The following is a 26,949-nucleotide window of genomic DNA, read 5'->3' as shown; positions in this document are numbered from 1 at the left end:
AGGGGCGCGGAAGCCCACTGCCGGGCTAGCGTGGAAACACGATGACCACCTCACTCGCCGACCACCTGCGGTCGCTGCCCGACGAGTCACTGGCCGCGCTCCTCCAGCTGCGGCCCGACCTCGTCGTGCCCGTGCCAGCCGACATCTCCGCCCTGTCCATCCGGGCACAGTCCCGGGTGTCGGTGGCCCGCGCGCTGGACGGGCTGGACCAGTTCACCCAGCAGATCCTCGACGCCGCCCGCCTCACCCGGGACCCGGACGACGGCACCACGGCCACCGACGCCGTACTCGCCATGGCGACCACCGGGCCGCACCCGCCCGCGCCGACGGCCGTCCGAGCCGCCGTGGGCCGACTACGCGCGCTCTTCCTGCTGTACGGCCCGGAGCACGCGCTGCACGTGGTGCCCGCCGTCGACGAGGTCTCCCCGTACCCCGCCGGGCTCGGCCGGCCAGCGGCGGAGCTGGACCCGCGCACGGCCGCGCTCTGCGCGGACCCGGCGAAGCTACGACGGACGCTGCTCGCCGCCCCGCCCTCGGCCCGGGCGATCCTGGACCGGTTGGCGGCTGGCCCGCCCGTGGGCAGCGTGCCCGCGGGCGCTCTACAGGCGCCGCCGCTCGGTGCGGAGGACCCGGTGCTCGCCGACCCGACAAACGGTGGCGCCCCGACCGGTTCCCCGGTGCGGTGGCTCGTCGACAACCGGCTCCTGGTCCCCGTGACGACCGGCTCGCCGACGTCCAGCGGCACGGTGGAGCTGCCCCGAGAGGTCGGCCTGCTGCTCCGCCGCGACAGCGGGCCACTCGGGCCGCTGCGCACCAGCCCACCGCCGGTGACCGCCGCGCCGCGTGAGCCGAAGGCGGTCGACTCGGCCGGCGCGGGGCAGACGATGGAGGTGGTCCGGCACACCGAGGGGCTGCTGGAGCAACTCGCCGACGAGCCCGCGCCGGTGCTGCGCTCGGGTGGCATCGGCGTACGGGACCTGCGACGGCTGGCGCGTACCGCCGGGTTGGACGAGTCGACGACCGCGCTGCTGCTCGAGGTGGCGTACGCGGCGGGGCTCGCGGGTGAGCTGGAGATGCCCGGTGCGACCACCAGCCGGTACGGGGCGGACCAGCAGGTGCTGCCGACCGGCGGGTACGAGGTGTGGCGGGCCGCCTCGCTGGCCCAACGATGGGAGCAGCTCGCCCGAGCCTGGCTGAGCATGAGCCGGCAGGTCGGGCTGGTCGGCCGCCGCGACGACCGGGACCGGCCCATCACCGCGCTCTCCGCCGAGGCCGAACGGGCCAGCGCGCCGGCCACCCGTCGGGCGGTGCTCGGTGTGCTCGCCGACCTGGAACCGGCGACCGCGCCCACCGCGGAAGAGGTGCAGGACCTGTTGGACTGGCGGGCGCCGCGGCGCAGCCGGGGCCGGGACGCCGCCCACCGGGAGGTGCTGGCCGAGGCGGCGCAGCTCGGCGTGACCGGGCTGGGGGCGCTCACGTCGTACGGTCGGCTGCTGCTCGGTGACCTGACGTCGGCCGACGAGCGGGGCGACGACCCGCTGGGCGTGCACGCCGACGTGGAGAGCGGTGACCCGTCGAGTGCCGCCCGAGCCCTGGACGCGCTGCTGCCCGCCCCGGTCGACCACTTCCTGGTGCAGGCCGACCTGACCGTGGTGGTGCCCGGCCCACCCGAGCCGGCGCTCGCCGCCGAGTTGGAGGCGATGACCGAACTCGAGTCGGCCGGCGGGGCCAGCGTGCACCGGGTCACCACGGCGAGCGTGCGGCGTGCACTGGATTCCGGCTACACGGCCGACGACCTGCACGACGTGTTCCGGCGACGGTCGCGTACCCCGGTGCCGCAGGGACTCACCTACCTGGTGGACGACGTGGCCCGTAAGCACGGTGGGCTGCGGGTGGGGCTGGCCGGTGCGTACCTGCGCAGCGACGACGAGACGCTGATCAGTGAGGTGCTGGCCGACCGCCGGTTGGAGTCGTTGGCGCTGCGCCGGCTCGCGCCGACGGTGCTGTGTACGCCGTACCAGGTTGGTCGGTTGTTGGGCGCGCTGCGCGACGCCGGGTTCGCCCCGGTGCAGGAGGACGGCACCGGCAGCACCGTGCTGGCCCGGCCGCGGATCCGGCGGGCCCCGGCCCGGGTGTCGATGACCACCCGGACACTCGATCCGCTGGCCGTCCCGAAGCTGCCCATGCCCCGGCTGCTCGGGGTGGTGGAGCACATCCGGCGGGGTGACGCGGCGGCGCGGGCGGCCCGGCGGGCACCGGCTGTGGTGCGGGGCGGGGCGGCGGGGTTGGGTGGCGGCCCGGTGCCGGCGCACACGCACAGCGAGGCGCTGGCGGTGCTCCAGCAGGCGGTCCGCGACAAGGCGCTGGTCTGGGTCGGTTACGTCGACGCGCACGGGGCGACCGCGTCCCGGCTGGTCAAACCGGTGTCGATCGGTGCGGGCTACCTCCGCGCCGAGGACGAACGGACCGAGATGCTGCACACGTTCGCGTTGCACCGGATCACCGCGGCGGTGCTGGCGGACTGAGCGGGGCGAGGCCGTTGGGCTGGTCGGTCAGCGGCGGCTGCGGCGTACGGTGCCGACCACCGAGATGACCAGCAGCAGCGCGAAGCCGGCGCCGGCGGACTCCCCGACCGAGTCGACGAAGCCCTGGCGCAGCACCAGCCAGCCGAAGAGGAACCACCCGACGAGAAGCGTCGCGGCGACGGCATAGGCGAGCACTGTCGCACGGGACACCTCGTCGGGTGGAGCTTGTTCGTGCTCCGGGATCACCTCACGGTCGACCGTCATGCCCAGCCTCCCCGCCCGGTCCGGCCCTGGCCTCCCAGCGTGACACTCGTTGGACCGGTCGGACAGGGGGTTATCCCCGCGATTCGCTCCGCGTCGGTCAGGTGCCGGGCCGGCGGCCGATCAGCACCACCCGGGTGCCGACCCTGCCCAACTCCCACATCCGGACGGCGTCGGCGTGCAGCAGGTTGAGACAGCCGTGCGAGCCGATCGACTTGTCGTGCAGGTAGGTGGTGGTTTCGTGGAAGCCCATGCCCTGGGTGAAGTGCTGCCAGTACGGCAGCCACACCTCGTACGGGTCGGACCACTCCTTCGGGTTGCGGAAGTTGATGGTGAACGTGCCGGCCGGGGTGCGGTAGCCGGACATCCCGGTGCGGGTCACCGTCGGCGGCATGATCACCTTGCCGCCCCGGACCGCCCAGACGGTCTGCCGGGTCAGGTCCACGCAGAACGTGGTGCCCGTGCCGGCCCTGCACCGCGCCGGGTCGGTGGTGGCGAGGCGCTGGGCCACGTCGTACGTGGTTGGCCCGGCGCGACCCTCGACCGGGCGAATGCCGTACCTCTTCTGGAACTTCTTGATCGCGGCGCAGTCGGCAACGGACTGCCGCCCGTCCACGGTCACGGCCCCGAATCCGCCCAGCCGGGCCAGGTAGGTCTCCACCTCGCGCTGGTGCTGCCCCTGGGGGCAGCCGGCCACCGTCGGCGTACCGGTGCCGGTGGTCGGCTTCGGCGTCGCGCTGCCTGTGGGTTTCGGCGCCGGAGACCGGGTTGCCTTCGGCGTGGGGCTGGGTGCGGCCGGTGTGGGTCGGCCGCGCTGGTCCGGGCCGGGCGTGGCGCTCGCCCCCGTTGCCTGTTCCGCCGCACCGGCTGGGGCGGCTCCCCCGCCACCACTCCCACCGGACTGCGGATCGAACGCGCACGCACCGGCGCCGACCAGCACAACCACCGCCAGGGCGACCAGCCGGGAGGTGATCCGGACTCGTTGCATTGGAACCTCCCCTGACATCGTCCCCTTACTAGACGTTCGTGAGTGCCGTCACGGTTGCGGCCGGTGAGCATCTTTCTTCGGGGATCCCACATCGTGCAACACTGGATGGTCGGCCAGCGGCGGGTATGCACCCGTTCCAGCCGGGCGACCAACCGAGGAGAGGACGCTGGCGTGAGCGGTGGACCACTGATCGTGCAGTCGGACAAGACGCTGCTGCTGGAGATCGACCACCCCGACGCGCAGGCCTGCCGGATGGCGATCGCGCCGTTCGCCGAGCTGGAGCGCTCCCCCGAGCACGTGCACACCTATCGGCTGACCCCGCTGGGCCTCTGGAACGCCCGGGCGGCGGGGCACGACGCGGAGGGTGTGGTCGACTCCCTGCTGAAGTACTCCCGTTATCCCGTGCCGCACGCACTGCTGGTCGACGTGGCCGACACGATGGACCGGTACGGCCGACTCCAGCTCGCCAACGACCCGGCGTACGGGTTGGTGCTGCGCGCACTGGACCGGCTGGTGCTGATCGAGGTGGCCAAGAGCAAGAAGCTCGCCGGGATGCTCGGCGACAAGATCGACGACGACACGATCCGGGTGCACCCGTCCGAGCGGGGCCGGCTCAAGCAGGCGCTGCTCAAGCTGGGCTGGCCGGCGGAGGACCTGGCCGGCTACGTCGACGGTGAGGCGCACCCCATCGAGCTGGCGGAGGCCGGCAAGGACGGGCGCAAGCCGTGGACGCTGCGGTCGTACCAGCGGGAGGCCGTCGAGGCGTTCTGGGCCGGCGGGTCCGGTGTGGTGGTGCTGCCCTGCGGCGCCGGTAAGACCCTGGTCGGCGCGGCGGCGATGGCCGAGGCGAAGGCCACCACGCTGATCCTGGTCACCAACACGGTCGCGGGCCGGCAGTGGAAGCGGGAGCTGATCGCCCGCACCTCGCTGACCGAGGAGGAGATCGGCGAGTACTCCGGGGAGCGCAAGGAGATCCGCCCGGTCACCATCGCCACGTACCAGGTGCTCACCTCGCGGCGCGGCGGCGCGTTCACCCACCTGGACCTGTTCGGGGCCCGCGACTGGGGCCTGGTCGTCTACGACGAGGTACACCTGCTGCCCGCGCCGATCTTCCGGTTCACCGCGGACCTTCAGGCCCGCCGCCGGCTGGGCCTCACCGCGACCCTGGTACGCGAGGACGGCCGCGAGGGTGACGTGTTCAGCCTGATCGGCCCGAAGCGGTACGACGCGCCGTGGAAGGACATCGAGTCGCAGGGCTGGATCGCTCCGGCCGAGTGCACCGAGGTCCGGGTGACCCTGACCGACGCGGAGCGGATGTCGTACGCGACGGCGGAGGCCGAGGAGCGCTACCGGATGGCGGCGACCGCCCGCACGAAGCTGCCGGTGGTCAAGGCGCTCGTCGACCGGCACCCGGACGACCAGGTGTTGGTGATCGGGGCGTACATCGACCAACTGCACCAGCTCGGCGAATATCTCGACGCGCCGATCATCCAGGGCTCGACCACGAACAAGGAGCGGGAACGGCTGTTCGACGCGTTCCGCACCGGTGAGATCCGCACGTTGGTGATCTCCAAGGTCGGCAACTTCTCCATCGACCTGCCCGAGGCGGCGGTGGCGATCCAGGTGTCCGGCACGTTCGGGTCGCGGCAGGAGGAGGCGCAGCGGTTGGGGCGGGTGCTCCGGCCGAAGGCCGACGGGCGGCAGGCGCACTTCTACACGGTGGTGTCCCGGGACACGATCGACACGGAGTACGCGGCGCACCGGCAGCGCTTCCTCGCCGAGCAGGGGTACGCGTACACGATCATCGACGCCGACGACGTCCTCGGCCCGTCCCTCCCGACCTTCGACTGAACCTTTGCAACTTTGATCGACTCGGTTTTCCGGAAGTCGGGGTGTGCAGGGCAGGTTGATGCCCCGACTACACGGAAGCCGAGTCGCGGCAGCCGCGCCGCGAGCTCTGGCCGTGCAGGCTGGTCAACGTCGACGGGACTCCGCGACGAAGACGCCACGCCCTGGACGACCCACCAGCACGCCCTGCTCCCGCAACTTCGCCACCGCCCGGCTGATCGTGGACTGGGAGACGTCGTATTCGTCTGCCAGCACCCGCCCGGACGGGAGCTGCGACCCAGGCGCGTAGGTACCGTCCTTGATCTTCTTCACCAGGTCGTCGAGCAGCTCGTCCATTGTGGGCGGGATAGGCACGCGGAGCCCCTTGCAGTCGGTTGGCCCGCCCAGTATTGATCAGCCGCTTCGACGCAGGCAACGCATGTAGCGCGAGTGACATAAGCGGGTAGATAACTCACTGACGTGCTTGACATAGGTGACTCAGTGGCAATAGCGTCGCTCTCGGTGATGCGGTGCTGCTGCGGTCGGTTGGCGCCTCGTACTGGTCCCGCATCGCCGCCGAGACCCCTCCCGCCGCGCTCCCCCGGCGCGGCCTGCTGCCGTACCTCCGGAGCGGCCGCAGGGCGGGGCGGCCTCCGTCGACCGCAACCGGCGGAGGCCGCCCCTGCACGTCGATCCCATCCGACGAAGGGCAGACACCGATGAGCGAGCGTTGGGTGATCCACCTGCCGATCACCGCGCCGGATCTGCTGCGCGCCCGGATCTTCGCGCGTACCGCAGCTCGGGTGCTGGTCCGGCTCAGCGCGCGGGTCGAGCCCGGCGGGGTGACCGTCTCGGCGGAGGACCAGCAGGGCGTACGACATTGGGTGTTCTGTGACCGGCCACTGCCCGGCGGCGCGCGGTGTGCCCTGCCGGTCGACCACCTCGCGCCGTGCGGGCGGCGACCTCGTCCCAAGGAGATCGACGAATTGACGAGGCGGGGTACCCTCCGCAGCCTGGGCTTGAGTTAGGGGTCGCTCGCCGATGAAGTACACCGCGCAGTGCGTACGTTCAGGTCACTGGTGGGCCATCACCGTGCCGGAGGTCAAGGGTGTTGCCTCCCAGGCACGTCGCCTCGATCAGGTGGAGGCGACGGCACGGGCGGCCATTGCGCTGATGCTCGACGTCGACCCACACAGCTTCGACGTCGAGGTGGAGCCCGACCTGCCGCAAGAGGTGACCCGCGTTCGCAAAGCCCGGAGCGCGCTGCGCAAGGCCGAAAAGTCCGCCGAGGAGGCGACTGCCACCGCCGCACAGGCACTCCTGGCGAAGGGCTACACGGTCCGCGACGCGGGTGCACTTCTTGGCATCTCGCCACAGCGTGTCTCGAAGTTGGCACCGAGGAAGGCTGCGGGCGACAGCGCCAGCACGGGCGCAGCGGCCGGATTGATGCAGAAGCGGGAAACCGTCGCCGCCTGCGCGCCCCGGCCGGCCGACCAGCACGACCTGCTCCCGCAACGCCTCCACCCCCTGATCCGCTTCGACGCAGGCACCTGACGCACAGCCGGACCGCTCAGCGGGAGAAGCTGCGCACGAGCACGGCCAGCCGCTGCTGGTGGCCGGCGCGGCGGAGCCGGCCACTGCGCATCAGCGTGACCAGCCCGTGCAGGCCGCTCCAGAACGTCTCGGTGACCGTCTCCAGGTCGTCGTCCCCGGCGACCGGGCGCACCGTCTCCGCCAGCTCGGCGAAGCCCCGGGCCAGATCGGTCGGGACGTCCTGGCTGGCGAACGGCAGGTCCACGGCGAGGGTGAACATCGCGTCGTAGAGCGCGGGCCGCTGTTCGGCGAAGGTGGTGTACGCCGCCGCGACGTCGGCGACCGCCTGCCGGGGGTCGGCGGCCGAGGCGCGGGCCGAGGCGAGCGCGGTGGCCAGCTCGGCGAAGCCCTCGACGGCGACCGCCGCCATGATGGCGTCCTTGCCCTTGAAGTGGCTGTAGAGGACGGGCTGGCTGTATTCGATCTCGGCGGCGAGTCGGCGGGTGGTGACCGCGTCCCAGCCTTCCGCCAGAGCCAGGTCGCGCGCCGCCTCGACGATGGCCCGTTCCCGTTCCGCCCGCTCGCGCTCCCGGCGCGTCTGAGTCGACATGACTTGAACTCTAGCACCGCTAGATATCCTGCCAACGCTCTGCTAGCGTCGCTCTCACATCTAGCAGCGCTAGCAATCGGAGCGGACCATGTTGTCACCCCTCGCCTACGGGCTCGCCGTCCTACTCAACCTCTTCATCGTCTTCATCGGTGCGCGGTTCCTGCTGGCGCCGACCGCGTCGGCTGCCGGGTACGGCGTACCGGCCCGGCCGGAGGGAGATCCCGCCTACCTATCCGTCAAGGGCGTACGCGATCTCAGCTATGGCCTACTCGGCCTCGCCCTGATCGCCTTCACCACCGCCGACGCGGTCGCGTGGTTCATGCTGGTCGTCGCGCTCGTCCCGCTGGGCGACACCGTCATCGTGCTCCGCAACGGTGGGACGAAGGCCGTAGCCTTCGGCATCCACTTCGCCACCGCCGTCGTCGTCCTCCTGGACGCCGCCCTGCTGTTCGCCCGGTAACCAAGCCCAATCCAGACCCGGCCCTGACCCCGCCCGCGTTGATCAAGAGGTTTGCGTCATCATCAGGCCGATCGATGACGTAAACCTCTTGATCAACGGAGTGGATGGGCTACGGCGTGGGTGGTGGGCAGCGGTCGGGGAGGGTGACCTCGCCGGGGCGGTGGTCGAAGGTGTCCATGGTGAACCACTCGTCCAGCTCCGGGTCGAAGAGGTTCTGCAGGCCGAACTGCAACACCTGCCACCACCGGGTCGGGTCGTGCTGGTCGACGTAGATGTCGCCGAGCGCGAGCGGGAACCGGAAGAACTCCCCCGGCACGGTGGAGCCCCCGACCACACCGACCCGCCAGTGGTCGACGTGCCGGTCCTGGTCACCGTGCAGGACCTCCGGCCCCACATACCGCGCGGTCTTCAGCTTGTCGTTGAAGATCTGCCGGTTGAAGAACCCCGGCACCTTGCTGCACGCGCGGGGCGGGAAGAGCGGAATGTTCGGCCACTTGTAGGTCAGCGTGTAGAGGGTGTTCTCGTAGATCAGGTTGGTGAACCAGATCGGATGGTCCGGGCCGCCGGCGGTCATCTGGCTGTTGCCGTCGCGGCCCTGCCACGAGAACGGCACGTCGATGCCGAGGTCCCGCACGACGTACCGACCGGTGCCCTGGAAGTCGGCGGGGAGCAGCGGCGGGCGCGGCTCGCGCGGGTCGGGGGTGGTGGGGCCGTCGGCCTGGGCCGCGCGGGGCAGCGGCGCCGCCGCCGGACCCGGCGCGACCACCCCGAGGGCGAACAGGGTGACGCGGCCCTGATCGACTCGGTTTTCAAGAGGTCGCGGCGTCCGGGACACGTTGATACCCCGGTTTCACCAAAGCCGAATCGGTCAGAGCAAGCGCTGCCCGACTGCTCAGGCGGCGCGCAGTTTCCGTAAGACGTACTGGTTGAGGCTCATCCCATCCTCGGCAGCCTCGATGGCGAGTTCGCGATGGAGGCTCTCCCCGACACGGAGGTTGAACTTGCCCGAATAGCTTCGTTCCGCGAACGGCTGCGGCACCGGCTCGCCCTGCTCCTCCATATCCGCGATCACCTCCTGCACGAGACCCTGAAGACCTTGCAGCGCCTCAACCTGTGCGGGGGCCAGCCAGGAGAGCGACGGAAACTCGGCGCAGGTGGCGACGAACTCCTGGTCATCGACCGACCAGGTGACGCGGTATGTGTAGTGCGTGATTTCGGGACGGGCGTCGGGTTGCATCACATCGCCTCCTTCTTGTCGATCGCCTTGAGGACCTGCCGGACCTGATACGCCTTGGCCTTGCCCTTGTCGTCCTGGATGTTGACGCGTGGGTCACCGACCCACGGCATCCTGAACACGGCATGCGAGGTCCCCGCCTGCCGCGGCTTCCCGAAGTAGTGCTCGCACACCCGATAGAGATCGTTGTAGGCGATGTTCTGCTGATGCTGTCGCATCGCTTCCACGAGCTTGGCTATCGAGGGCACCCAGCAATGGTACTACCCGCAGTACCACCGCTCCACCCATTCAAAGGATGCGCGTCGCCCGCTCGGCGGCGGCGACGGCGTCCCGCCGGGCTGGGTCGAGGTTGGCGCTGATCACCACGGACGCGCCGGCCGAGAGCGGCGCGAGCAGCCACTTCAATGGCTCCTCGTGCTCGGCGGCGTCGACCAGCAGACGATCGCCGGCGCGCAGGCCCAGCATCTTCGCGTACTCCTGGGCGATCGCGCCCCACTGGCCGTAGGTGGTGCCGTCCGCGGTGGCCGGGTCCGACGGGCGGATGGCGGTGTGCTCGGGCGTCGCCTCGCCGTGGCGAAGCACCTCGGCGGACCAGTCCAACCAACCCAGCGGCACGTCGGCCAACCGCCCCGGGCCGGTGCCGACGAGGTAGCGGTGTGGCGCGTCCGGCACGTCCTCCAGCCAGTCGTCCTGCCGCTGCGGGGTCACCAGGACCGCGTCGAACGGCCGGTCACCGCCCGGTTCGAGCACGGGCAGGCCCGCGGTGGCGCGCGGTCGGAACGACACCGCCAGGCCCGAGGCCCACGCGCCCAACAACACCGCGGCGGTACGCCAGTGCGGCGGCAGCAACACCGCTACGCGGCTGCCGGGGCCGAGCCCGCAACCGTCCCGCAGCAGGCTCGCGCTGCGCGCCGCCCAGACGCCGACCTGCTGTGCGGTCAGGTCGACGCGCTCGCCGGTCGCCTCGTCGCGGTAACTGAGCAGGGGCTGCTCGGCGTCGGCGGGTTGGGCCGCCAGTTCGGCCGTGACGGTTGGCTGCATCTCCACGCTCCCCGGGTTGACGTCGGCCCCACCCTACGCAACGACTTTGGTCGCTCCGATCGCCGCCCGATGGCCGTATCGGACGACCGCTTGGCCTCCGCACGGTACGAGGTGACAGGCGAAACGCCACCGCCGAGGAGCGCCCATGCCGACCGGACCCGACCCCGCCGCCGCCGACCACCCGGCCGCCGCCGACCACCCGGTCGCCACCGACCAGCCGGCCGCCACCGACCACCCGGTCGCCACCACGCGGCTGCCGTTGCGCCGGCGGCTCCTGCCGGTGATCGCGTTGCTGCTGCTCGCGCCCTGGGCGGCGGAGTGCTCGTGGGGCGGCTTCGCCATCGACGACTTCCTCCCGGTGCTGATCTTCCTGGGTCCGATGTACGGCGGCGCGGCGATCCTGATCCGGGAGACCGCTCGGCACCTCGGCGCGAGCTGGCCGACGATCGTGCTGCTCGCCGCCGCGTTCGGCGTACTCCAGGCCGGGCTGGTCGACCAGTCGCTGTTCAATCCCGACTTCCTCGACGACACCCAGTACGCCGACACCCGGGCCGCCGCCGAGGCGACGCTGGTGCCGGGGCTCGAATTCAGCCTCCGGCAGGCGTTCGACTACGTGGGCAACCACATCGTGCTGACGATCTGCGCGCCGATCGTGCTGATCGAGTCGTTCCTCGGGCGGGACCGCCGGCTCCGGCCGTGGCTGGGCCGACCCGGTCTCCTCGTCGTCGGTCTGATCTATCTGCTCGGCAGTCTGTTCATCTTCTCCAACATCAGCGGGGACAAGGGCTTCCTGGCCAGCCCACTCCAACTGGCCTTCACCGCCGTGGTGGTCCTCGCGCTCGTCGGAACGGCGCTGCTGCCCCGCTGGCGCCGCCCCCACCCGCGCCGGGCCCGTCGGGCGCCGCATCCGCTCTGGGTGGGTCTGCCGATCGTCCTCGTCCGCCTCGGCGCCGACCTGATGCCCGGCTGGCCGGGGATGGCGATCGCGCTGGCGCTCGCGGCGGCCGCCGGAGGGCTGATCGTCTACTGGTCGTCGCGCAGCAATTGGGGGCAGCGGCACGTGCTTGTCGCCGGTAGCGCGGGCCTGGTCATGGCCGCCGCGTTCGCGTACGTGGTGCCGCCGTACTCCCCGGCCTCTCCGGCGGCTGCCCTGGCCGGCGACATCGCGGTCACCGTCGTCACGGTCGTCCTGTTCGGCGGTGCCTGGTGGCGGCTGCGCCGGGGTTCGCCGACTGTTCATGTCGGCGCAAGCTGACGCTCCCCGACAACTGTCAGCCTCCGTCCGGGTACGACCTAACGGAGGAAGTCCTTGACTCTCAGAAATGCATTCGCCGCGCTCACCGCAGCCGGTGTCGCCGCCGCCAGCCTGACCGGGGCCACCCCCGCGTCGGCCGGCGGACACCACCACCCGTCGCTCGCCTTCGACCGGGTCGCCACGTTCCCGGTGTTCCAGAACCGCCCGGCCGGGGAGGACCCGGCGACCGCGACGGTCGCCGAGATCTCGGCGGTCAGCGAGGACGGCCGCACCCTGATCCACACCGACGCGCTGGCCCGACGCATCGGCTTCCTGGACATCTCCCGCGCCGACCGGCCGCGCGGCCTCGGCACGCTCTCCCTGGCACAGCTCGGCAACGCCGAGGACGAGCCCACCTCGGTCGCCGTGGTCGGTCGGTACGTGCTGGTGGTGGTGAACACCAGCGGCAGCTACACCGGGCCGTCAGGTCGGCTCGACGTGATCGAGCTGGCCAGCCGGAAGCGGGTGGCCAGCTTCGACCTCGGCGGTCAGCCCGACTCGATCGCGATCAGCAAGGACAAGCGGTACGCCGCGATCGCCATCGAGAACGAGCGCGACGAGGAGGCCACCCCGCCCGGCGGCGAGGAGGGCGACCTGCCCCAGGCGCCCGCCGGTTTCGTGCAGATCGTCGACCTGACCGGGAAGTCCCCGGCCGGTTGGCGGCTGCGCCCGGTCGCGCTGACCGGCGCCGACGGGAGCGCGCTGCCCGCCCTGGTCCAGGCCGGTCTCGCCGCGCCGACCGACCCGGAGCCGGAGTACGTCTCGATCAACAGCCGCAACCAGTTGGCCGTGACGCTCCAGGAGAACAACGGTGTTGCCCTCATCGACCTGCCCACCGGTCGGATCACCACGGTGTTCAGCGCTGGCACCGCCACGATCAACGGGATCGACACCAGGAAGGACGGTGTCATCGACCTGACCGGCAGCATCACCGACGTCCCCCGCGAGCCGGACGCGGTGGCCTGGGTCGACGACCGTTACCTGGCCACGGCCAACGAGGGTGACTGGCACGGAGGCACCCGGGGCTGGTCGATCTTCGACAGCCGCAGTGGCCGGGTCGCCTGGGACGCCGGCAACACCTTCGAGCGGCTCGCCGTCACCTATGGGCTGCACAACGAGGACCGGGCCGCCAAGAAGGGCACCGAGCCGGAGGGCGTGGCCGTCGCCGAGTACGACGGCGTGCGGTACGCGTTCGTCGGCTCGGAGCGCAGCAACTTCGTCGCCGTCTACGACCTGGGCGACCCCACGAAGCCCGTCTTCCGGCAGGTGCTGCCGACCACCAACGGACCGGAGGGACTGCTGCCCATCCCGTCCCGCGGGCTGCTCGCCGTCTCCAGTGAGGAGGACGACGCCTCGGTGAACGTTCGCGCCTCGGTGTCGCTCTTCCAGCTCGGCAGGCGCACCCCGGAGTTCCCGAGCATCGTCTCCGGCGCGGACCGCACCGGCACCCCGATCGGTTGGGGCGCGCTCGGCGCGTTGAGCGCGGTGCCGGGCAAGCGGGACCAGCTCTACAGCGTCACCGACGCGGCGTACAGCCAGACCCGCATCCTCACCATCGACGCGAAGCGGTCGCCGGCCCTGATCACCGGCGCCCTGCCGGTGCGGGACGCGGCCGGCACCCCGGTCGGGTACGACGCGGAGGGGATCTTCGCCCGCCCGCAGGGCGGCTTCTGGCTGGCCGTCGAGGGTGCCAAGGGCGCGGAGAACAAGCTGGTCCGGCTCGACGCCGCCGGGGTGACCCGGCAGACCGTCGCGCTGCCCGCCGAGGTCGCCGCCGGCCTGGGCAAGCAGGGCCTGGAGGGCGTCACCGCGACCACCGACCGGCAGGGTCGGGAGATCGTCTGGGTGGCCGTGCAGCGGGAGCTGAGCACCGACCCGGCCGGGATCGTCCGGCTGGGTCGCTACGACGTCACCGCGGGCACCTGGAGTTGGTACGGCTACCAGTTGGACGCCACCAGCGTGCCCGGTGACTGGATGGGCCTCTCCGAGATCACCGTGGTCGGCGACCGGCTCGCGGTCATCGAGCGGGACAAGCTGAACGGGCCGGCCGCCACGGTCAAGCGGATCTACACGGTGCCGCTGCCGGGCGCGGCGGCGACCGGCCCGCTGACCGTGCTGCCGAAGACGCTCGCCGTCGACGTGCTGCCCGCGCTGCGCGCCACGAACGGTTGGACCCAGGAGAAGCTGGAGGGCCTGACCGTCGCGGGCAACGGCGAGGTGTACGCGATCACCGACAACGACGGGGTGCAGGACGCCACCGGCGAGACGGTGCTCCTGCGCCTCGGCTCCAGCCGGAAGGTCTTCGGGCACCGCTGATCGGCAGCGCTCGGAGAAGCCACCTCGGCCCGGCGTCCACCCACGTGGACGCCGGGCCTCCCTCTTTGCCAGTGCCACGATCGCGATCCCGGCCGGTACGCCTCCGGCCGGTCACGCGCCTTCACGCCGGAAGGTCAGGCAAGCCGCCGGGCGCGGGTGGCGGTGACCGTCGCGGTGCCACTGCTCGACAAGCCGGAGATCAGGTACGCCCGGTAGGTGCCATTCGGCAGCACCGTCCACAGGTCCGGCGTGCCGTCGGCGTTGATGTCGGCGGCCTGCAGCGCGCTGATCGCGACGCCGGTGTTCCAGTTCGTCGCCACCCGGTACTGGGTGTGCGTCAACGTGCCGGTGCCGTCACCGTTGTCGACCATGGTGACCCCGGTCCACAGGTACAGGTGCCCGGTGCCGGCGTTACGCAGGAAGAGAGCCACCCCCGACGCGGTCTCGGTGCTGGCGATGGTCCAGTTCTGCCAGTCCGCCGCACCGGTCGGCGTGGGGTTGGTCAGGTCGGTGACACCGTAGTAGAGGCCCGGCGCGTGGAAGTTGGGGTGGTAGCCGAGCCGGTAGCCGTTGGTGGCGTCGCCGGCGATGCCGAACAGATCCGGGATGCTGGTGTCGACGCCGTCAGCCTGGAACGCGTTCGCGAGTTGCAGAGGGCTGTTGCCGTTGGCGTCGGCCAGAAACTCGTACGGGATGGAGAACTGGTTGTTGTAGGGGCTGGGCATCGTGCCGTCTCCGGCACCGCGGAGAAGGATGGCGGCACCGGCGGAGTTGCCGGTCGGGTAGTAATAGAGGAAGTCCTGGCGTTCGCTGCCGGTAAAGCGGCCGGTGATGACCTGGGCGCCGTCGAAGTCCGCTCCGGACTCGTCTCCGCCGACACCAGTGCCGAGTAGGCCGATGTTGATGGCCGGAGTCTGCACCTTGCCGGTGCCGACGCCGGTCTTGCGAGACTTCAGGCCGAGCGCCGACCAGACGCCGGAGGCGAGGCGAGTGCCTGGGCCGCCGACAGCGACCAGGTCCGCGACGCCGTCATCGTTGAGGTCCTTGTCGACCGGACCGGCGGTGACGGTGGGCGTGGGCTTCGCCTCGGCCTGGGCCGGCAGGGCCGGGGCGAGCGCGGTCAGCGCCAGCGCCACGGGCGCGGTCCAGGCCAGCACGCGGCGGGAAGTGAAGGACTTGGTCAAGGGTTCCCCCGTGTTGTTAGGAGTTGCGGCTCGGACGGTACCGGACAGGAACAACTGTCACGAGCCGTGCAAACCCGTCCTCCCGGAGCCTTGGTCCGCGCTAGCTCGACCGGCTGATGGCCGGCAGTTCCGGGCCGCCGTCGAGCAGGGGGGCGAGCAGGTCGTCGTACTCCTCGACCCGGGCCAGGACCTCGGCGGCGGTGAACTGGCGGACGGCCGGCTTCCGGCCGCGGGCGCCGGCCTCGACCTCGTCCCAGGTCAGCGGCGTCGACACCGACGGCACCGACTGTGCCCGCAACGAGTACGGCGCGACAGTGGTCTTCGCCGCGTTGTTCTGACTCCAGTCGATGAAGACCTTGCCGGGGCGCAGGTTCTTCGCCATCTTCGACACGATCAGCTTCGGGTGGGCCTTCTCCAACTCCTGGGCGATCCGCCGCGCGTAGGCGGAGACGTCGTCGGAGGGCTGGGTGCCCGCGATCGGGCAGCAGAGCTGCATGCCCTTCTTGCCGGACGTCTTGGGGTACGACTCGATGCCGTCGTCGGCGAGCCGGTCGCGCATCAACACCGCCACCGGACAACACTCGGCGAGCCCGGCCGGCGGCCCCGGGTCCAGGTCGACGACCATCATGTCCGGGTGTTCGCCGACCTTCCACTGCGGCGTGTGCAGCTCCAACGCGGCCAGGTTGGCCAGCCACACCAGGGTGGGCAGGTCGTCGGCAACCACGTAGTCGATGGTCTCCCGGCCCTTCGTCGACCCGGGCGCGGGCAGATTTTCCACCCGCACCCAGTCCGGGGTGGCGGCCGGCGTGTTCTTCTCGAAGAACGACTTGTCGTCGACGCCGTTGGGGAAGCGGATCCGGGTCACCGGCCGGTCGCGCAGGTGCGGCAGCAGCACCGGCGAGATCCGCGTGTAGTAGTCGATCACCTCACCCTTGGTGAAACCGACCGCCGGGTAGAGCACCTTGTCCAGGTTGGAAAGCTCCAGCGGGCGGCCCTCGACGTCCACCCGTAGCCGCTCAGCCGGCATCGTCGACCTCCTCCGGCGGCTTGTCCGGGCGCAACCGCAGCACCCGGGGGAAGCGCAGCCGGCCGTCCGGGGTGCGCTGGCCGTACTTCACCTCCACCACCACCCGAGGTTCTACCCAGATGGCACCCCGGGCATCCTCGCGCGGCACACCCGGTGCGAACGGTGACACGCCGGAGCGCAGCGGCTCCAACTCGGCGAGGAGCTGCCGCTCGATGGCCGCCCCGATCCCGCCGCCGACCCGACCCCGGTAGATCAGCCGGCCGTCCGGACCGGGCACCCCGACCAGCAGCCCGCCGATCCGACGCGCGCCCGGTCGCCAGCCACCGATGACGAAGTCGCCGGTCACCTCCAGCTTGACCTTCACCCAGTCCGGCGAGCGCACCCCCGGGCGGTAGACGGCACCGACCCGCTTGGCCATCACGCCCTCCAGGCCGTGCTCACCGGCCGCCTCGTAGGTGGCCGGCCCGTCGGCGAACATCGGCGGCACCGCCCACCGGAGGCCACCGAGCGCGAGCGCCTCCAGCGCCTCCCGGCGGCGCTCGTACGGCCAGCCGGTCAGGTCGTCCCCGTTCAGCCGCAGCAGGTCGAAGATCATGTACGTCACCGGCATGACCGCCGCCAACCGGGCCGCCTTGGCCCGGTCCCGGACGTGCATCCGCTCGGCCAGCGCGGTGAACGACGGCTGCCCGCCCTGACCGAGCAGCACCACCTCGCCGTCGAGCAGCGCGTCGTCGACCTGCTCGTAGAGGGTGGCCAGCTCGGGGTACGCGGCGGTGATCTCCACGCCGGAGCGGGCGTACAGGTGCTGGTCGCCGCCGGAGATGTCGGCGAGCGCGCGGACCCCGTCCCACTTGAACTCGTACGCCCAGCCGTCACCCGCCGGGAGCGGCCCGGTCATCGCGAGCATCGGCTTGAGCGGCGCGCCGGGCACGACCCGACTGTAGTAGCAGGCCGAACACCTCGCGTCCGGTTCATCGGGATGCGAGCATGGTCGATACCGGGGAAGGGAGCGCAGGATGCGTGCCATCTGGAAGGGAGCCGTGTCGTTCGGGCTCGTCTCGATCGGGGTGAAGCTCTACTCCGCCACCGAGGAGAAGGACATTCGGTTCCACCAGGTACACCGTGAGGACGGTGGCCGGATCCGCTACAAGCGCACCTGCTCGGTCTGCGGCGAGGAGGTCACCTACGACGACATCGCCAAGGGCTACGACATCGGCGGCGGCGAGATGGTGATCCTCACCGACGAGGACTTCGCCGACCTGCCGCTGACCAGCTCCCGCGCGATCGACGTGTTGGAGTTCGTGCCGGCCGAGCAGGTCGACCCGATCCTCTACAACAAGGCGTATTTTCTCGAGCCGGAGGGCACGGCCACCAAGCCGTACGTGCTGCTGCGCGACGCGCTCATCGACTCGGAGCGGGTGGCCATCGTCAAGGTGGCGCTGCGTCAGCGGGAGCAGCTGGCCACCCTGCGGGTCCGCGAGGGAGTCCTGCTGCTCAACACCATGCTCTGGCCGGACGAGATCCGTACCCCGGACTTCGGTTTCCTCGACGAGGACCTCAAGGTGCGCCCACCAGAGTTGGCGATGGCCAGTTCCCTGATCGACTCGATGACCGGCGAGTTCGAGCCGGATGTCTTCACCGACGACTACCGGGCCGCGTTGCAGGAGGTCATCGACGCCAAGGTGGAGGGTCGGGAGGTCGTCCAGCCGGAGGAGGTCGAGGAGGCCCCGGCCGCGGCGGTGGACCTGATGGCCGCGTTGAAGGCGTCGGTGGAGCGGGCCAAGGCGGCCCGCGGCGAGCAACCCGCCCGTGGTGGCGGTGGCGGCGAGCCGACACCGATCTCGTCGGCCCGGTCGGCGCAGAAGGCGGCGGAGAAGAAGGCCGCCAAGGCCCCCGCGAAGAAGACCGCGGCGAAGAAGACGGCCGCGAAGAAGACCGCCGCGAAGAAGGCCGAGCCGGCCAAGAAGACCGCCGCGAAGAAGGCGGAGCCGGCGAAGAAGACGGCCGCCCGCAAGACCGCACCCCGCAAGAGCGCCTGACCGGTACGGCAGCGACGGCGATGTCCGGCGGGCCGGGTACGCTCCGCCGGCCGCTGGCCACCGGAGGAGCCCCCATGCCGTACACCCCTGACCTGGACCGGTTGTTGACGCCCGGCGCCCGCTTCACCGACCAGCACGGCGCGTACCTGATCGAGGTCCACCCGGTGGACGACGTGGTGCTGCCCACCGGCCAGGTGGTCGGGTGCGACCCGCTGGTCTGCCCGGACGCCGAGCCGTTCACGGTCACCGTGCCGCCGGGGCGGTATGCGGCCCGCGCCTGGGTGGCCGTGGTGCTCCGGGAGGACGCCGAGGTCGACCGGCGGGTGGCCGCACTGGAGTTGGTCGTCTCCGCCGAGCCGACGACCCGGTGGGAGCCGGCCGTCGCGGGCGACCAGGACGTGTCCACGCTCGGCGCGGACGACTACTTCGGGTACGGGGTGGACGCCGGTGTCGGCACCCTCGCCGACCCGACCGCGCTCGGTGTCCTGGAAGGCTGGGACTACGACCGGGTCGAGCAGGTCTTCCTCTCCGGCGAGCTGCCCTCGTCCCCGGTCCCGAGGCTGATCAATGCCGTCCTGGACGAGGCCAGCGGGGCCAACGTCGTCACCGTGGCCACCGGTTGGGGCGACGGCTGCTACGGCACCTGGATCGGGCGTACCGCCGACGGCCGGGTCACGTCGTTCGTGACCGACTTCATGGTCATCCCGGGATAACCGCCCGGGAACGGCCCGGAACTGCCGCGCTGGGCGATCCGAGGTGTCCGTGGCCGGCACGGTGGGCCGTGGTGCGGGTACCGTGTGCGTCGGCTTTCCCCCCGGCACCGGGTGCCGGCCACACTTCGCAGCAGGGAGTCGACGACGTGAGCGAGCGGACGCAGCAGAACCGGCCGGCGGACCAGGACCAGAGCCCGGCGACCAAGTCGGGGCGCCGGCTGGCCGCCCAGTTGGCGGCGAAGAAGGCTGCCGACCGGAAGCGCAGGCGCAACGCGTGGGCGAGCGGTCTGGCCGCCGTCGCCGTTGCCGGCGTGCTGATCGGCGTGTTCGTGACGATCGGCGGCGGTGGCGACGACGACAAGCCCAAGAACCAGGCCGACGCGACCCCGTCCGCGTCCGCCCCGGCCCCCGACGGCCCTGACGCCGCCGCGCCCCCCGCTCCGCAGTTGCCGGCCGGCGCCGACCCGGCGCTGGGCAGCAAGCCGACGGTGAAGCCGGGCACGGGCGAGCTCAAGAAGCTCACGGTCACCCCGCTGATCAAGGGGACCGGCCCGGCCGTGCAGAAGGGCCAGAACATCACCACCAACTACGTGGGGGTGTTCTTCAAGGACGGCAAGGAGTTCGACTCCTCCTGGCAGTCCGGGCAGCCGGCCACCTTCCCGATCGGCGTGGGCCAGGTCATCCCCGGCTGGGACCAGGGCCTGGTCGGCGTGACCGTGGGCAGCCGGGTGCAGCTCGACATCCCGGGCGAGCTGGCGTACGGCAACGACGCCGCCAAGGCCGGCGGACGCCCGACCGGCCCGCTGCGCTTCGTGGTGGACGTGCTCGCCGCCCAGTGACGCCGTCCGGATCGCCCCGGTTGTCGCCGGGGCGCGATGGAGTTGTTCACATGGGGCTTCCGGCCCGTCACCCAGCGGCAGTAGGTTCGGCGTCACCCCGGGCGGTTCGCCGTCCGGGGTGATCCGGGACTCCGACGCGGAGGTGCAGATGACGGCGCTGGACGAGCCTGGGCGGACCGCCCGGTCGATGTGGGCCTACTTCGAGCCGGTGCACGCGGTCACCTACCTGCACCCTCGGGCCCGCGCCGCGTACGAGGCGGTCGGCTTGCGCGGCTACTGGCGTGGTTACTTCGCCGGCCGGGCCGCGCCGCTGGGCGCCACCGAGGCGGCCCCGGTGATCGCCGCCTTCTTTACCTTCGCGCCGCCGATGGTGTCCCGCGCGCTGCCGGCGGTGTGGCGGTTGGCCACCCCGCCGGAGGCTTTGCGCGCCCGCCTGACCGGTGCCGTGCAGGCGCTGGCCGAGCTGACCTACGAGCTGCCGGAGTCGCACCTGGCGGAGGCCGCCGACCTGCTGGAACGGGCCGCCTCGGCGGCGCAGACCGCCGGCCGGGTGCTCGGCGCGGCGAACGCGGCGCTTCCGGTCGGGGAATATCCGCTGGCGCGGCTCTGGCAGGCCGCCACCACGCTGCGCGAGCATCGGGGGGACGGGCACGTGGCGGCGCTGGTGGCCGCCGGACTGGACCCGGTGGAGACGCTGACCGGGCGGGTCGCTCTGGACGGTTCGCAGCCGCAGTACCTGCTGGGCCGGGGCTGGTCCGAGGAGCAGTGGCACGCCGCCCGGAAGCGGCTCACCGAGGGGGGTTGGCTGACCGGGGACGGCGCGGCCACCGACCACGCCCGGGCCGGGTTCCAGGCCATCGAGGACGCCACCGACCGGGCGGCTGCCCACCCGTGGCAGGCGCTCGGCCCGGACGGCACGGACCGCCTCCGGGAGTTGCTGGAGCCAATTGCCAGGTCCGCCCACACCCTGCTCCCCGAGAGCAGCCCACTCGCCCTGCCCGCGCTGCCCGGCTGACCGGGCACCCGCCGATCGGGCAGGATGGGCGCGTGACTGATGCGGTGGTCTTCGACCTGGACGGCGTGATCGTGGATTCCGAGCCGGTGTGGGAGGAGGTCCGCCGGGCGTACGTGGCGACGCACGGCGGGACGTGGCAGCCGGACACGCAACGTCGACTGATGGGGATGAGCACCGGCGAGTGGGCCCACTATCTCAGCGGTGAGCTGGGCGTCGGCCGCACCGCCGAGCAGGTCGCCGTCGAGGTGGTCGAGGAGATGACCCGACGCTACCGGGACCACGTACCCCTCATCGCCGGCGCCGACCAGGTGGTCCGCCGATTGGCCGCACGGTGGCCGCTGGGGTTGGCCAGTTCGTCGCCGACCCGCCTGATCGAGGCGGCGCTGGCCGCCACCGGTCTGACCGACGCGTTCGGGGCGACCCTTTCCACCGAGCAGACCGAGCGGGGCAAGCCGGCACCGGACGTCTACCTGAGCGTCGCTGAGCGCCTCGGCGTCGACCCGGCTCGCTGTGTGGCGGTGGAGGACTCGTCGAACGGGGTGCGGTCGGCCGCCGCGGCGGGGATGCGGGTGGTGGCCGTGCCGCACGGGTCCTACCCACTCGACCCGGATGCCGCCCGGCTCGCCGTGGTGACGCTCGGGGCGATCGGGGAGCTGACCCCGGAGCTGGTGGAGAGCCTGGGTTGACGCCGGCCGAGAGGGGTAGAGACCACCAATGAAAGCGATCGTGTACGAGCAGACCGGCGACCCTTCGGTGCTGGAGCTGGTCGATCGGCCGGTGCCCGAGCCGGGGGCCGGCGAGGTTCTGGTCCGGATGGCGGTGTCGGGGGTCAACCCGACCGACTGGAAGTCCCGGCGCTCCTCCGCGCCGAAGGGTTGGCAGATTCCCGGGCAGGACGGCGCGGGAGTGGTGGAGGCGGTCGGCGACGGGGTCGACCCGGACCTGATCGGTGAGCGCGTCTGGATCTGGGAGGCCGCCTGGCAGCGGCCGTGGGGCACGGCGGCGGAATACACGCTGGTGCCGGTCCGACAGGCGGTACGCCTCGGCGACGCCCCGTTCGAGCTGGGGGCGGCCCTGGGCATTCCGTTCCTCACCGCGCACCGCTGCCTGACCGCCGGCGAGTTCATGCCGGACACGCTGCGCGCCGGTGCGCTGGCCGACCACACGGTGCTGGTGCAGGGCGGGGCGGGCGCGGTGGGCAACGCCGCGATCCAGCTCGCCCGCTGGGCCGACGCCACGGTGGTCGCCACGGTGAGCAGCGCCGAGAAGGCCCAGCTCGCGGCGGCTGCCGGTGCCTCCTACGTGGTGAACTACCGGGAGCAGGACGTGGTCAAGGAGGTCCGCAAGATCGCTCCCGACGGGGTGCACACGATCGTGGAGGTCTCCCCTGCCCGCAACGCCGCGATCGACGCACAGGTCCTGCGGCACGGCGGCGCGGTCTGCATGTACGCCGACGACGGCGGCGACGAGGTGAGCATCCCGATCCGGGCGATGATGGTGCCGAACGCCAGGTGGCAGTTCGTGCTGGTCTACACCGAGCCGAAGGCGGCCAAGGCGCAGGGCGTCAAGGACGTGGCGGCGGCGGCCGACCAGGGCGGTCTGCGGGTCGGCGCCGATGCCGGCCTGCCGCTGCACACCTACTCCCTGGCCGAGACGGCCGCGGCGCACCAGGCGGTGGAGGACTCGACGGTGGGCAAGGTGCTCATCGCCACGAGCGACGCCTGATCGGGTCGCTGACCACCCGATTTCCCCGTCATCAGGACAGAGGCGAACAAGTTTCGCAACAATGACTATGCGGGTCACCCCGCGTGGAACGGGCGGCCCCGGCGCGGTGCGAACGCCGGGGCCGCCCCTGCGGAGGAATGTCGCGTGACACTTCCCGCCGCGCGGCGACAGTGCCGGAGGAAACGTTACGGCGCTGTCAGCTCCCGGACACTCAGCTCGCCGTCGGCGTACCGCGAACGGACGACCTTCTTGTCGAACTTGCCCACGCTGGTCTTCGGCACCGTGTCGATGAACGCCCAGCGCTCGGGCAGCTGCCAGCGCGCCACCGAGCCGGCCAGGAAGTCCCGCAACTCCTCGGCGGTCACCGAGGCGCCCTCCCGGACCACCACGGTGGCCAGCGGACGTTCGTCCCACCGCTCGTCCGGCACGCCCACCACGCACGCCTCCAGCACCGCCGGGTGACCCATCAGCGCGTTTTCCAGCTCGACCGAGGAAATCCACTCACCGCCGGACTTGATCACGTCCTTGGCGCGGTCGGTCAGGGTGATGTACCCGTCCGGCGAGAGCGTGCCCACGTCGCCGGTGCGCAACCAGCCGTCGCGGAACTTCTCCTCGTCCGGGGCGTCGTCACCGACGTACCGGGCGGTCACCCACGGCCCACGGACCTCCAACTCGCCCACGGCGGTGCCGTCGGCGGGCATCGGGTCGCCGGACGGGCCGACGATCCGCGCCTGCACGCCCGCCGGCACCCGCCCCTGGGTGTAGCGGTAACGCCAGGCCTCTTCGCCGGTCGCACCGGCCGGCGGGCGGGAGACCGACCCCAGCGGGGACATCTCGGTCATCCCCCAGGCGTGGATGACGTCGATTCCGTGCCGCTCGTCGAACGCGTGCATCAGCGCCGGCGGGCACGCCGAGCCGCCGACGATCACCTCGGTGAGCGAGGACGTGTCCACGTCGTGGGTGTCCAGGTAGGCCAGCAGATCCGTCCAGATCGTCGGGACCGCGCCGGCCAGGGTGGGCCGCTCGGCGGCGATCATCTCGGCGATCGGCGCGGCCTGGAGGAACCGGTCCGGCATGATCAGCGACGCGCCGGAGAGGAAGGCCGCGTAGGGCAGACCCCACGACATGGCGTGGAACATCGGCACGATGGCCAACTCGCGGTCGGTCGGCCCGAGACCGAAGCCCTCCGGCATGCAGACCTGCAACGAGTGCAGGTAGATCGACCGGTGCGAGTAGGCCACGCCCTTCGGGTTGCCGGTGGTGCCGGAGGTGTAGCAGAGCGCCGCGGCGTCGTGCTCGTCCACCTCGGGCCAGTCGTACACCTCGGGCCGGTCGGCGAGCAGCGCGTCCCAGTGGTGCACGGTGATCCGGTCACCGGCCGCCGCCACCAGCGGAGCCGGGTCACCGCCACCGACCACCACGACGTGCCGCACCGTGGTCAGCTCACCGATCACCCGGGCGAGCAGCGGGATGAGCGTGCTGTCGACGAGCACCACCCGGTCCTCGGCGTGGTTGGCGATGTAGACGACCTGGTCGGGAAAGAGCCGGATGTTGAGCGTGTGCAGCACCGCACCCATGCTCGGCACCGCGAAGTAGGCGACCAGGTGCTCGTTGTTGTTCCACATGAAGGTGGCGACCCGCTCGTCGCCGGTCACCCCACACTCGTCGCGCAGCGCGTGTGCCAGCCGGGCGGCGGTGCGACCCACCTCGGCGTACGTCATCCGGCGGGGCTCGGCGCCCGTCCAGGTGACCACCTCGGCAGAGCCGTGCACTCCTGCGCCGTGATCGAGGATCCGGGAGACCTGCAGAGGGGCGTCCATCATCGTGCTACGCATGGGTAACAAGCTAGTGTCGGCGGTCACACGTTGGGAACCCCCGTAAGTTGTCGCAGGTGAGCATTTCCTGGGCCGACTCGTACGTGGGGCAGTTGCGCGCGCTCGCCGGGGATCGGACGCTGATGTTCGTCGGTGCCCGCGCCGTGGTCAGCGACAACGCGGGACGCATCCTGCTGATCCAACGCTCGGACAACGGCCAGTGGGCCATGCCGGCCGGGGCGATGGAGTTGGGCGAGTCGATCGCCGACTGCGCGGTCCGCGAGGTCCGCGAGGAGACCGGGCTCCGTGCGCTGCGAGTCTGCGCGTTCGCCCTCTACACCGGCCCGGACCGGACGAGCACCAACATGTACGGGCACACCTACCAGGTCTTCACCACGGCGTTCAAGGTGGAGGAGTGGGACGGGCAGCTCGCCCGGGTCACCGACGAGACCACCGACGCCGGCTTCTTTCCCCGCGACCGCTTCCCCGCCCCGCTCTCCACCTCGGTCACCGAAACCCTTGCCGACCTGGACGTCTTCGAACAGACCAACCGGCTCATCCTCAAGTAGGGCGACCCCGGGGGCCGTGCCTCACTGCGGGTGACGGAGGCCGGCGAAGAACCCCTCCTGGATCCAGTTCGGGTACGCGACCGGCAGCCTGGTGACCTCGTCCAGCTCGGTGAGGTCCTGCGCGGTGAGCGTGAGGTCCGCGGCGGCGATGTTGTCCACCAGCTGCTCGTGCTTGCGGGCACCGACGATCACGCTGGTCACGGCCGGCCGGGACAGCAGCCAGGCGACCGCCACCCGGGCCGGGCTGACCTCGTGCCGCTCCGCGACGCCCTTGAGCACGTCGACCACGCCGAAGGCGGTCTCGGGGTCGAACGGCGTGAAGCTGGCGTAGCCAGGCTGGGCGCTACGGGCACCACTGTCGGCGACGGCGCCGTCCCGGCTGACCTTGCCGGAGAGGAAACCGCCGGCGAGCGGGCTCCACACGGTCAGCCCGATGCCCGCGTCGAGTGCCATCGGCACCACGTCGCGCTCGACGTCGCGACCCAGCAGGGAGTAGTACTCCTGCACCGAGACGAAGCCGGCCAGCTTCTCCCGGGCGGAGATGCCCAGCGCCTTGGACAGCTGCCAGGCGGCGAAGTTGGCGGCGCCGATGTAGCGGACCTTGCCCTGCCGGACCGCGTCGTCGAGCGCGCGCAGCATCTCCTCCATGGGAGTGACCTGGTCGAAGTTGTGGATCTGGTACAGGTCGATGTGGTCGGTGCCGAGCCGCCGCAGGCTGTCCTCCAGGTTCTGCATGATGTGCAGCCGGGAGGTGCCGACGTCGTTCGGGCCAGGGCCGGTCCGGGAGTGGACCTTGGTGGCCAGCACCACGTCGCGACGCCGCTTGCCGAGCGCCTTGCCGAGCAGTTCCTCGCTCTCGCCGTCGCTGTAGCCGTCGGCGGTGTCGACGAAGTTGACCCCGGCGTCCAGCGCGGTGTCCACCAGCCGCTGCACCTCGGGCAGCGCCAGGCCGCCGAGGGTGCCCCAGAGCGGGTGCCCGCTGCCGCCGAAGGTCATCGCGCCGAGCGAGATCTCCGAGACGTACACCCCGGTGGTGCCCAGCAGTCGGTACTTCACGTGTCGCTCCTCGTGAGGCGGGGTTCGGAGGCCACGGTCGGGCGCTCCCTGGTCACTATGTCGGACACTGTGTCCGGCAACGAGCGTACGTCGCCGATCGAGCACCTGGCCACCTAGGATTCCGGCTATGCCCTCGATCACCCGCCGCCGCCCGAGCAACCCCGACGGGCGAGCCGCCGTCGAGGCCCGGGTGCTGGCGGCCACCGAGCGACTGCTTCAGCAGGGGGCTCGCTTCACCGACCTCGGCGTGCAGCGGATCGCCGCCGAGGCGGGGGTGGCGCGGTCGACCTTCTACACCCACTTCCGCGACAAGAGCGAGCTGCTCATGCGCCTCGCCGGCACCATGCGGGAGAGTTCGTTCGGCCGCACCGGCGAGTGGAACCCCGGCGATCCGGGCGATCCGCTCGCGGTGCTCACCGAGATCTTCGCCGACGTGATCCGGATATACCGGACGTACGCCCCGGTGCTGGCGGCGATCAGCGAGGTCGCCGCGTACGACGAGGTGGTCCGGGAGTACTGGGCGGCGGGGTTGGAGCAGTTCGTCACCCGTACCGTCGACGTGCTCCGGATCGAGCAGCAGGCCGGGCGTACCCCCGCCGACCTGGACGTGACGACGGCCAGCCGGCTGATCGTGGTCGGCGGCGACCGCTTCCTGGCCGACCACGTCAGCACGACCTCGGCCGACCCCGAGACCGACGCGGCGGCCGCCCGGGAGTTGGCCGCGACCTGGTGGTACGGCGTCTACCGCCGCCCCGCCTGACCCTTTCGCCCTCCAGGTCAACTCCGACTCACGGAAGTCGGGGCGTCCCTACCACCTGGACACCCCGACTTCACTGACCCCGAGTCGATCACGACGGTCGGCCGGTTGCCTCAGGCCGC

28 protein-coding genes are annotated in these 26,949 nt (G+C 71.6%); 15 read left to right on the top strand and 13 right to left on the bottom strand.

Annotated elements, in window-relative coordinates:
* Positions 1-41: 41 nt before the first annotated feature.
* Positions 42-2,525 (top strand): helicase-associated domain-containing protein, encoded by a 2,484-nt coding sequence (locus tag AB0C01_RS21970; RefSeq protein ID WP_357571971.1) that lies wholly within the window; start codon positions 42-44, stop codon positions 2,523-2,525.
* A 27-nt stretch (positions 2,526-2,552) separates the two neighbouring features.
* Here AB0C01_RS21970 and AB0C01_RS21965 read toward each other — a convergent pair whose 3' ends face one another.
* Together AB0C01_RS21965 and AB0C01_RS21960 are read right to left on the bottom strand one after the other, a co-directional pair.
* Positions 2,553-2,789: a hypothetical protein gene (locus tag AB0C01_RS21965; RefSeq protein WP_357251855.1), complete on the bottom strand. Its 237-nt coding sequence runs from the start codon at positions 2,787-2,789 to the stop codon at positions 2,553-2,555.
* Positions 2,790-2,886: 97 nt separating this feature from the next.
* The gene (locus AB0C01_RS21960; RefSeq protein ID WP_357251852.1) at positions 2,887-3,774 is read right to left on the bottom strand and encodes a L,D-transpeptidase family protein; all 888 of its coding nucleotides are present in this window, start codon (positions 3,772-3,774) and stop codon (positions 2,887-2,889) included.
* A gap of 171 nt (positions 3,775-3,945) precedes the next feature.
* Here AB0C01_RS21960 and AB0C01_RS21955 point away from each other — a divergent pair, with 171 nt between their 5' ends.
* Positions 3,946-5,625: a DNA repair helicase XPB gene (locus AB0C01_RS21955; RefSeq protein WP_357251850.1), complete on the top strand. Its 1,680-nt coding sequence runs from the start codon at positions 3,946-3,948 to the stop codon at positions 5,623-5,625.
* A 123-nt stretch (positions 5,626-5,748) separates the two neighbouring features.
* Here the strand turns inward: AB0C01_RS21955 and AB0C01_RS21950 are convergent, their stop codons facing one another.
* Positions 5,749-5,958 carry a winged helix-turn-helix domain-containing protein gene (locus AB0C01_RS21950; RefSeq protein ID WP_357251847.1) on the bottom strand — a complete coding sequence of 70 codons (210 nt, stop codon included), beginning with the start codon at positions 5,956-5,958 and terminating at the stop codon, positions 5,749-5,751.
* Between the two features lie 362 nt (positions 5,959-6,320).
* Between AB0C01_RS21950 and AB0C01_RS21945 the strand changes: the two genes are divergently transcribed.
* A complete protein-coding gene (locus tag AB0C01_RS21945) occupies positions 6,321-6,629 on the top strand; it encodes a hypothetical protein (protein ID WP_357571969.1) in 309 nt (102 codons plus the stop codon).
* Between the two features lie 13 nt (positions 6,630-6,642).
* Positions 6,643-7,155 carry a hypothetical protein gene (locus tag AB0C01_RS21940; RefSeq protein WP_357571968.1) on the top strand — a complete coding sequence of 171 codons (513 nt, stop codon included), beginning with the start codon at positions 6,643-6,645 and terminating at the stop codon, positions 7,153-7,155.
* A 16-nt stretch (positions 7,156-7,171) separates the two neighbouring features.
* On the opposite strand, the gene AB0C01_RS21935 is transcribed toward AB0C01_RS21940, so the two are convergent.
* Positions 7,172-7,744: a TetR/AcrR family transcriptional regulator gene (locus AB0C01_RS21935; protein WP_357251839.1), complete on the bottom strand. Its 573-nt coding sequence runs from the start codon at positions 7,742-7,744 to the stop codon at positions 7,172-7,174.
* Positions 7,745-7,832: 88 nt separating this feature from the next.
* On the opposite strand from AB0C01_RS21935, the gene AB0C01_RS21930 reads away from it, so the two are divergent.
* Complete coding sequence (locus tag AB0C01_RS21930) at positions 7,833-8,204, top strand: DUF4267 domain-containing protein (protein ID WP_357571966.1); 372 nt, start codon at positions 7,833-7,835, stop codon at positions 8,202-8,204.
* Positions 8,205-8,313: 109 nt separating this feature from the next.
* On the opposite strand, the gene AB0C01_RS21925 is transcribed toward AB0C01_RS21930, so the two are convergent.
* Genes AB0C01_RS21925 through AB0C01_RS21910 form a run of 4 tightly spaced genes read right to left on the bottom strand, consistent with a single transcriptional unit; the run spans position 8,314 to position 10,479 of the window.
* Entirely contained in the window at positions 8,314-9,039 is a 726-nt protein-coding gene (locus AB0C01_RS21925; protein ID WP_357571965.1) for a hypothetical protein, read from the bottom strand.
* Between the two features lie 57 nt (positions 9,040-9,096).
* Entirely contained in the window at positions 9,097-9,441 is a 345-nt protein-coding gene (locus AB0C01_RS21920) for a toxin-antitoxin system HicB family antitoxin (RefSeq protein WP_357251831.1), read from the bottom strand.
* Positions 9,441-9,686, bottom strand: coding sequence for a toxin HicA (locus tag AB0C01_RS21915; protein ID WP_357251828.1), 246 nt, complete (start codon positions 9,684-9,686; stop codon positions 9,441-9,443). The genes AB0C01_RS21920 and AB0C01_RS21915 overlap by 1 nt, the downstream gene beginning before the upstream one ends.
* A 40-nt stretch (positions 9,687-9,726) precedes the next feature.
* The gene (locus tag AB0C01_RS21910) at positions 9,727-10,479 is read right to left on the bottom strand and encodes a TIGR03089 family protein (RefSeq protein WP_357251826.1); all 753 of its coding nucleotides are present in this window, start codon (positions 10,477-10,479) and stop codon (positions 9,727-9,729) included.
* Between the two features lie 145 nt (positions 10,480-10,624).
* On the opposite strand from AB0C01_RS21910, the gene AB0C01_RS21905 reads away from it, so the two are divergent.
* The gene (locus AB0C01_RS21905; protein ID WP_357571964.1) at positions 10,625-11,734 is read left to right on the top strand and encodes a hypothetical protein; all 1,110 of its coding nucleotides are present in this window, start codon (positions 10,625-10,627) and stop codon (positions 11,732-11,734) included.
* Positions 11,735-11,788: 54 nt separating this feature from the next.
* Entirely contained in the window at positions 11,789-14,089 is a 2,301-nt protein-coding gene (locus tag AB0C01_RS21900) for an esterase-like activity of phytase family protein (protein ID WP_357571962.1), read from the top strand.
* Between the two features lie 134 nt (positions 14,090-14,223).
* Here the strand turns inward: AB0C01_RS21900 and AB0C01_RS21895 are convergent, their stop codons facing one another.
* From AB0C01_RS21895 to ligD (AB0C01_RS21885), 3 genes are all read right to left on the bottom strand, one after another.
* On the bottom strand, positions 14,224-15,273 hold the full coding sequence (locus tag AB0C01_RS21895; RefSeq protein ID WP_357571961.1) for a hypothetical protein: 1,050 nt from the start codon (positions 15,271-15,273) through the stop codon (positions 14,224-14,226).
* A 100-nt stretch (positions 15,274-15,373) separates the two neighbouring features.
* Positions 15,374-16,300: a non-homologous end-joining DNA ligase gene (ligD, locus tag AB0C01_RS21890; RefSeq protein ID WP_357571960.1), complete on the bottom strand. Its 927-nt coding sequence runs from the start codon at positions 16,298-16,300 to the stop codon at positions 15,374-15,376.
* Entirely contained in the window at positions 16,290-17,231 is a 942-nt protein-coding gene (gene ligD, locus AB0C01_RS21885) for a non-homologous end-joining DNA ligase (RefSeq protein ID WP_357571959.1), read from the bottom strand. Before ligD (AB0C01_RS21885) ends, ligD (AB0C01_RS21890) begins: the two co-directional genes overlap by 11 nt.
* A gap of 85 nt (positions 17,232-17,316) precedes the next feature.
* On the opposite strand from ligD (AB0C01_RS21885), the gene AB0C01_RS21880 reads away from it, so the two are divergent.
* The 6 genes from AB0C01_RS21880 to AB0C01_RS21855 all read left to right on the top strand — a co-directional run bounded on the left by AB0C01_RS21880 (position 17,317) and on the right by AB0C01_RS21855 (position 22,631).
* On the top strand, positions 17,317-18,339 hold the full coding sequence (locus AB0C01_RS21880) for a Ku protein (protein ID WP_357571957.1): 1,023 nt from the start codon (positions 17,317-17,319) through the stop codon (positions 18,337-18,339).
* 74 nt (positions 18,340-18,413) lie between these two features.
* The gene (locus AB0C01_RS21875; protein WP_357251805.1) at positions 18,414-19,052 is read left to right on the top strand and encodes a DUF4241 domain-containing protein; all 639 of its coding nucleotides are present in this window, start codon (positions 18,414-18,416) and stop codon (positions 19,050-19,052) included.
* A gap of 146 nt (positions 19,053-19,198) precedes the next feature.
* A complete protein-coding gene (locus AB0C01_RS21870) occupies positions 19,199-19,891 on the top strand; it encodes an FKBP-type peptidyl-prolyl cis-trans isomerase (RefSeq protein WP_357571956.1) in 693 nt (230 codons plus the stop codon).
* A 187-nt stretch (positions 19,892-20,078) separates the two neighbouring features.
* The gene (locus AB0C01_RS21865; RefSeq protein ID WP_357252053.1) at positions 20,079-20,906 is read left to right on the top strand and encodes a hypothetical protein; all 828 of its coding nucleotides are present in this window, start codon (positions 20,079-20,081) and stop codon (positions 20,904-20,906) included.
* A gap of 32 nt (positions 20,907-20,938) precedes the next feature.
* Complete coding sequence (locus tag AB0C01_RS21860; RefSeq protein ID WP_357251799.1) at positions 20,939-21,592, top strand: HAD family phosphatase; 654 nt, start codon at positions 20,939-20,941, stop codon at positions 21,590-21,592.
* Between the two features lie 28 nt (positions 21,593-21,620).
* Complete coding sequence (locus tag AB0C01_RS21855; protein WP_357571955.1) at positions 21,621-22,631, top strand: NADPH:quinone reductase; 1,011 nt, start codon at positions 21,621-21,623, stop codon at positions 22,629-22,631.
* Between the two features lie 185 nt (positions 22,632-22,816).
* Here AB0C01_RS21855 and AB0C01_RS21850 read toward each other — a convergent pair whose 3' ends face one another.
* Positions 22,817-24,451 carry a fatty acid--CoA ligase gene (locus AB0C01_RS21850; protein WP_357252051.1) on the bottom strand — a complete coding sequence of 545 codons (1,635 nt, stop codon included), beginning with the start codon at positions 24,449-24,451 and terminating at the stop codon, positions 22,817-22,819.
* 71 nt (positions 24,452-24,522) lie between these two features.
* Between AB0C01_RS21850 and AB0C01_RS21845 the strand changes: the two genes are divergently transcribed.
* Positions 24,523-25,014: an NUDIX domain-containing protein gene (locus tag AB0C01_RS21845; RefSeq protein WP_357251793.1), complete on the top strand. Its 492-nt coding sequence runs from the start codon at positions 24,523-24,525 to the stop codon at positions 25,012-25,014.
* A gap of 21 nt (positions 25,015-25,035) precedes the next feature.
* Here AB0C01_RS21845 and AB0C01_RS21840 read toward each other — a convergent pair whose 3' ends face one another.
* A complete protein-coding gene (locus tag AB0C01_RS21840) occupies positions 25,036-26,070 on the bottom strand; it encodes an aldo/keto reductase (protein WP_357571954.1) in 1,035 nt (344 codons plus the stop codon).
* Between the two features lie 127 nt (positions 26,071-26,197).
* Here AB0C01_RS21840 and AB0C01_RS21835 point away from each other — a divergent pair, with 127 nt between their 5' ends.
* Complete coding sequence (locus AB0C01_RS21835; RefSeq protein ID WP_357571952.1) at positions 26,198-26,830, top strand: TetR/AcrR family transcriptional regulator; 633 nt, start codon at positions 26,198-26,200, stop codon at positions 26,828-26,830.
* Positions 26,831-26,949: the final 119 nt, after the last annotated feature.

The sequence above is a fragment of the Micromonospora sp. NPDC048905 genome (genome assembly GCF_040649655.1).
Lineage (GTDB): Bacteria > Actinomycetota > Actinomycetes > Mycobacteriales > Micromonosporaceae > Micromonospora.
The sequence above is the reverse complement of the archived record's forward strand: the minus strand, read 5'-3'. Positions and strand labels throughout refer to the sequence as shown.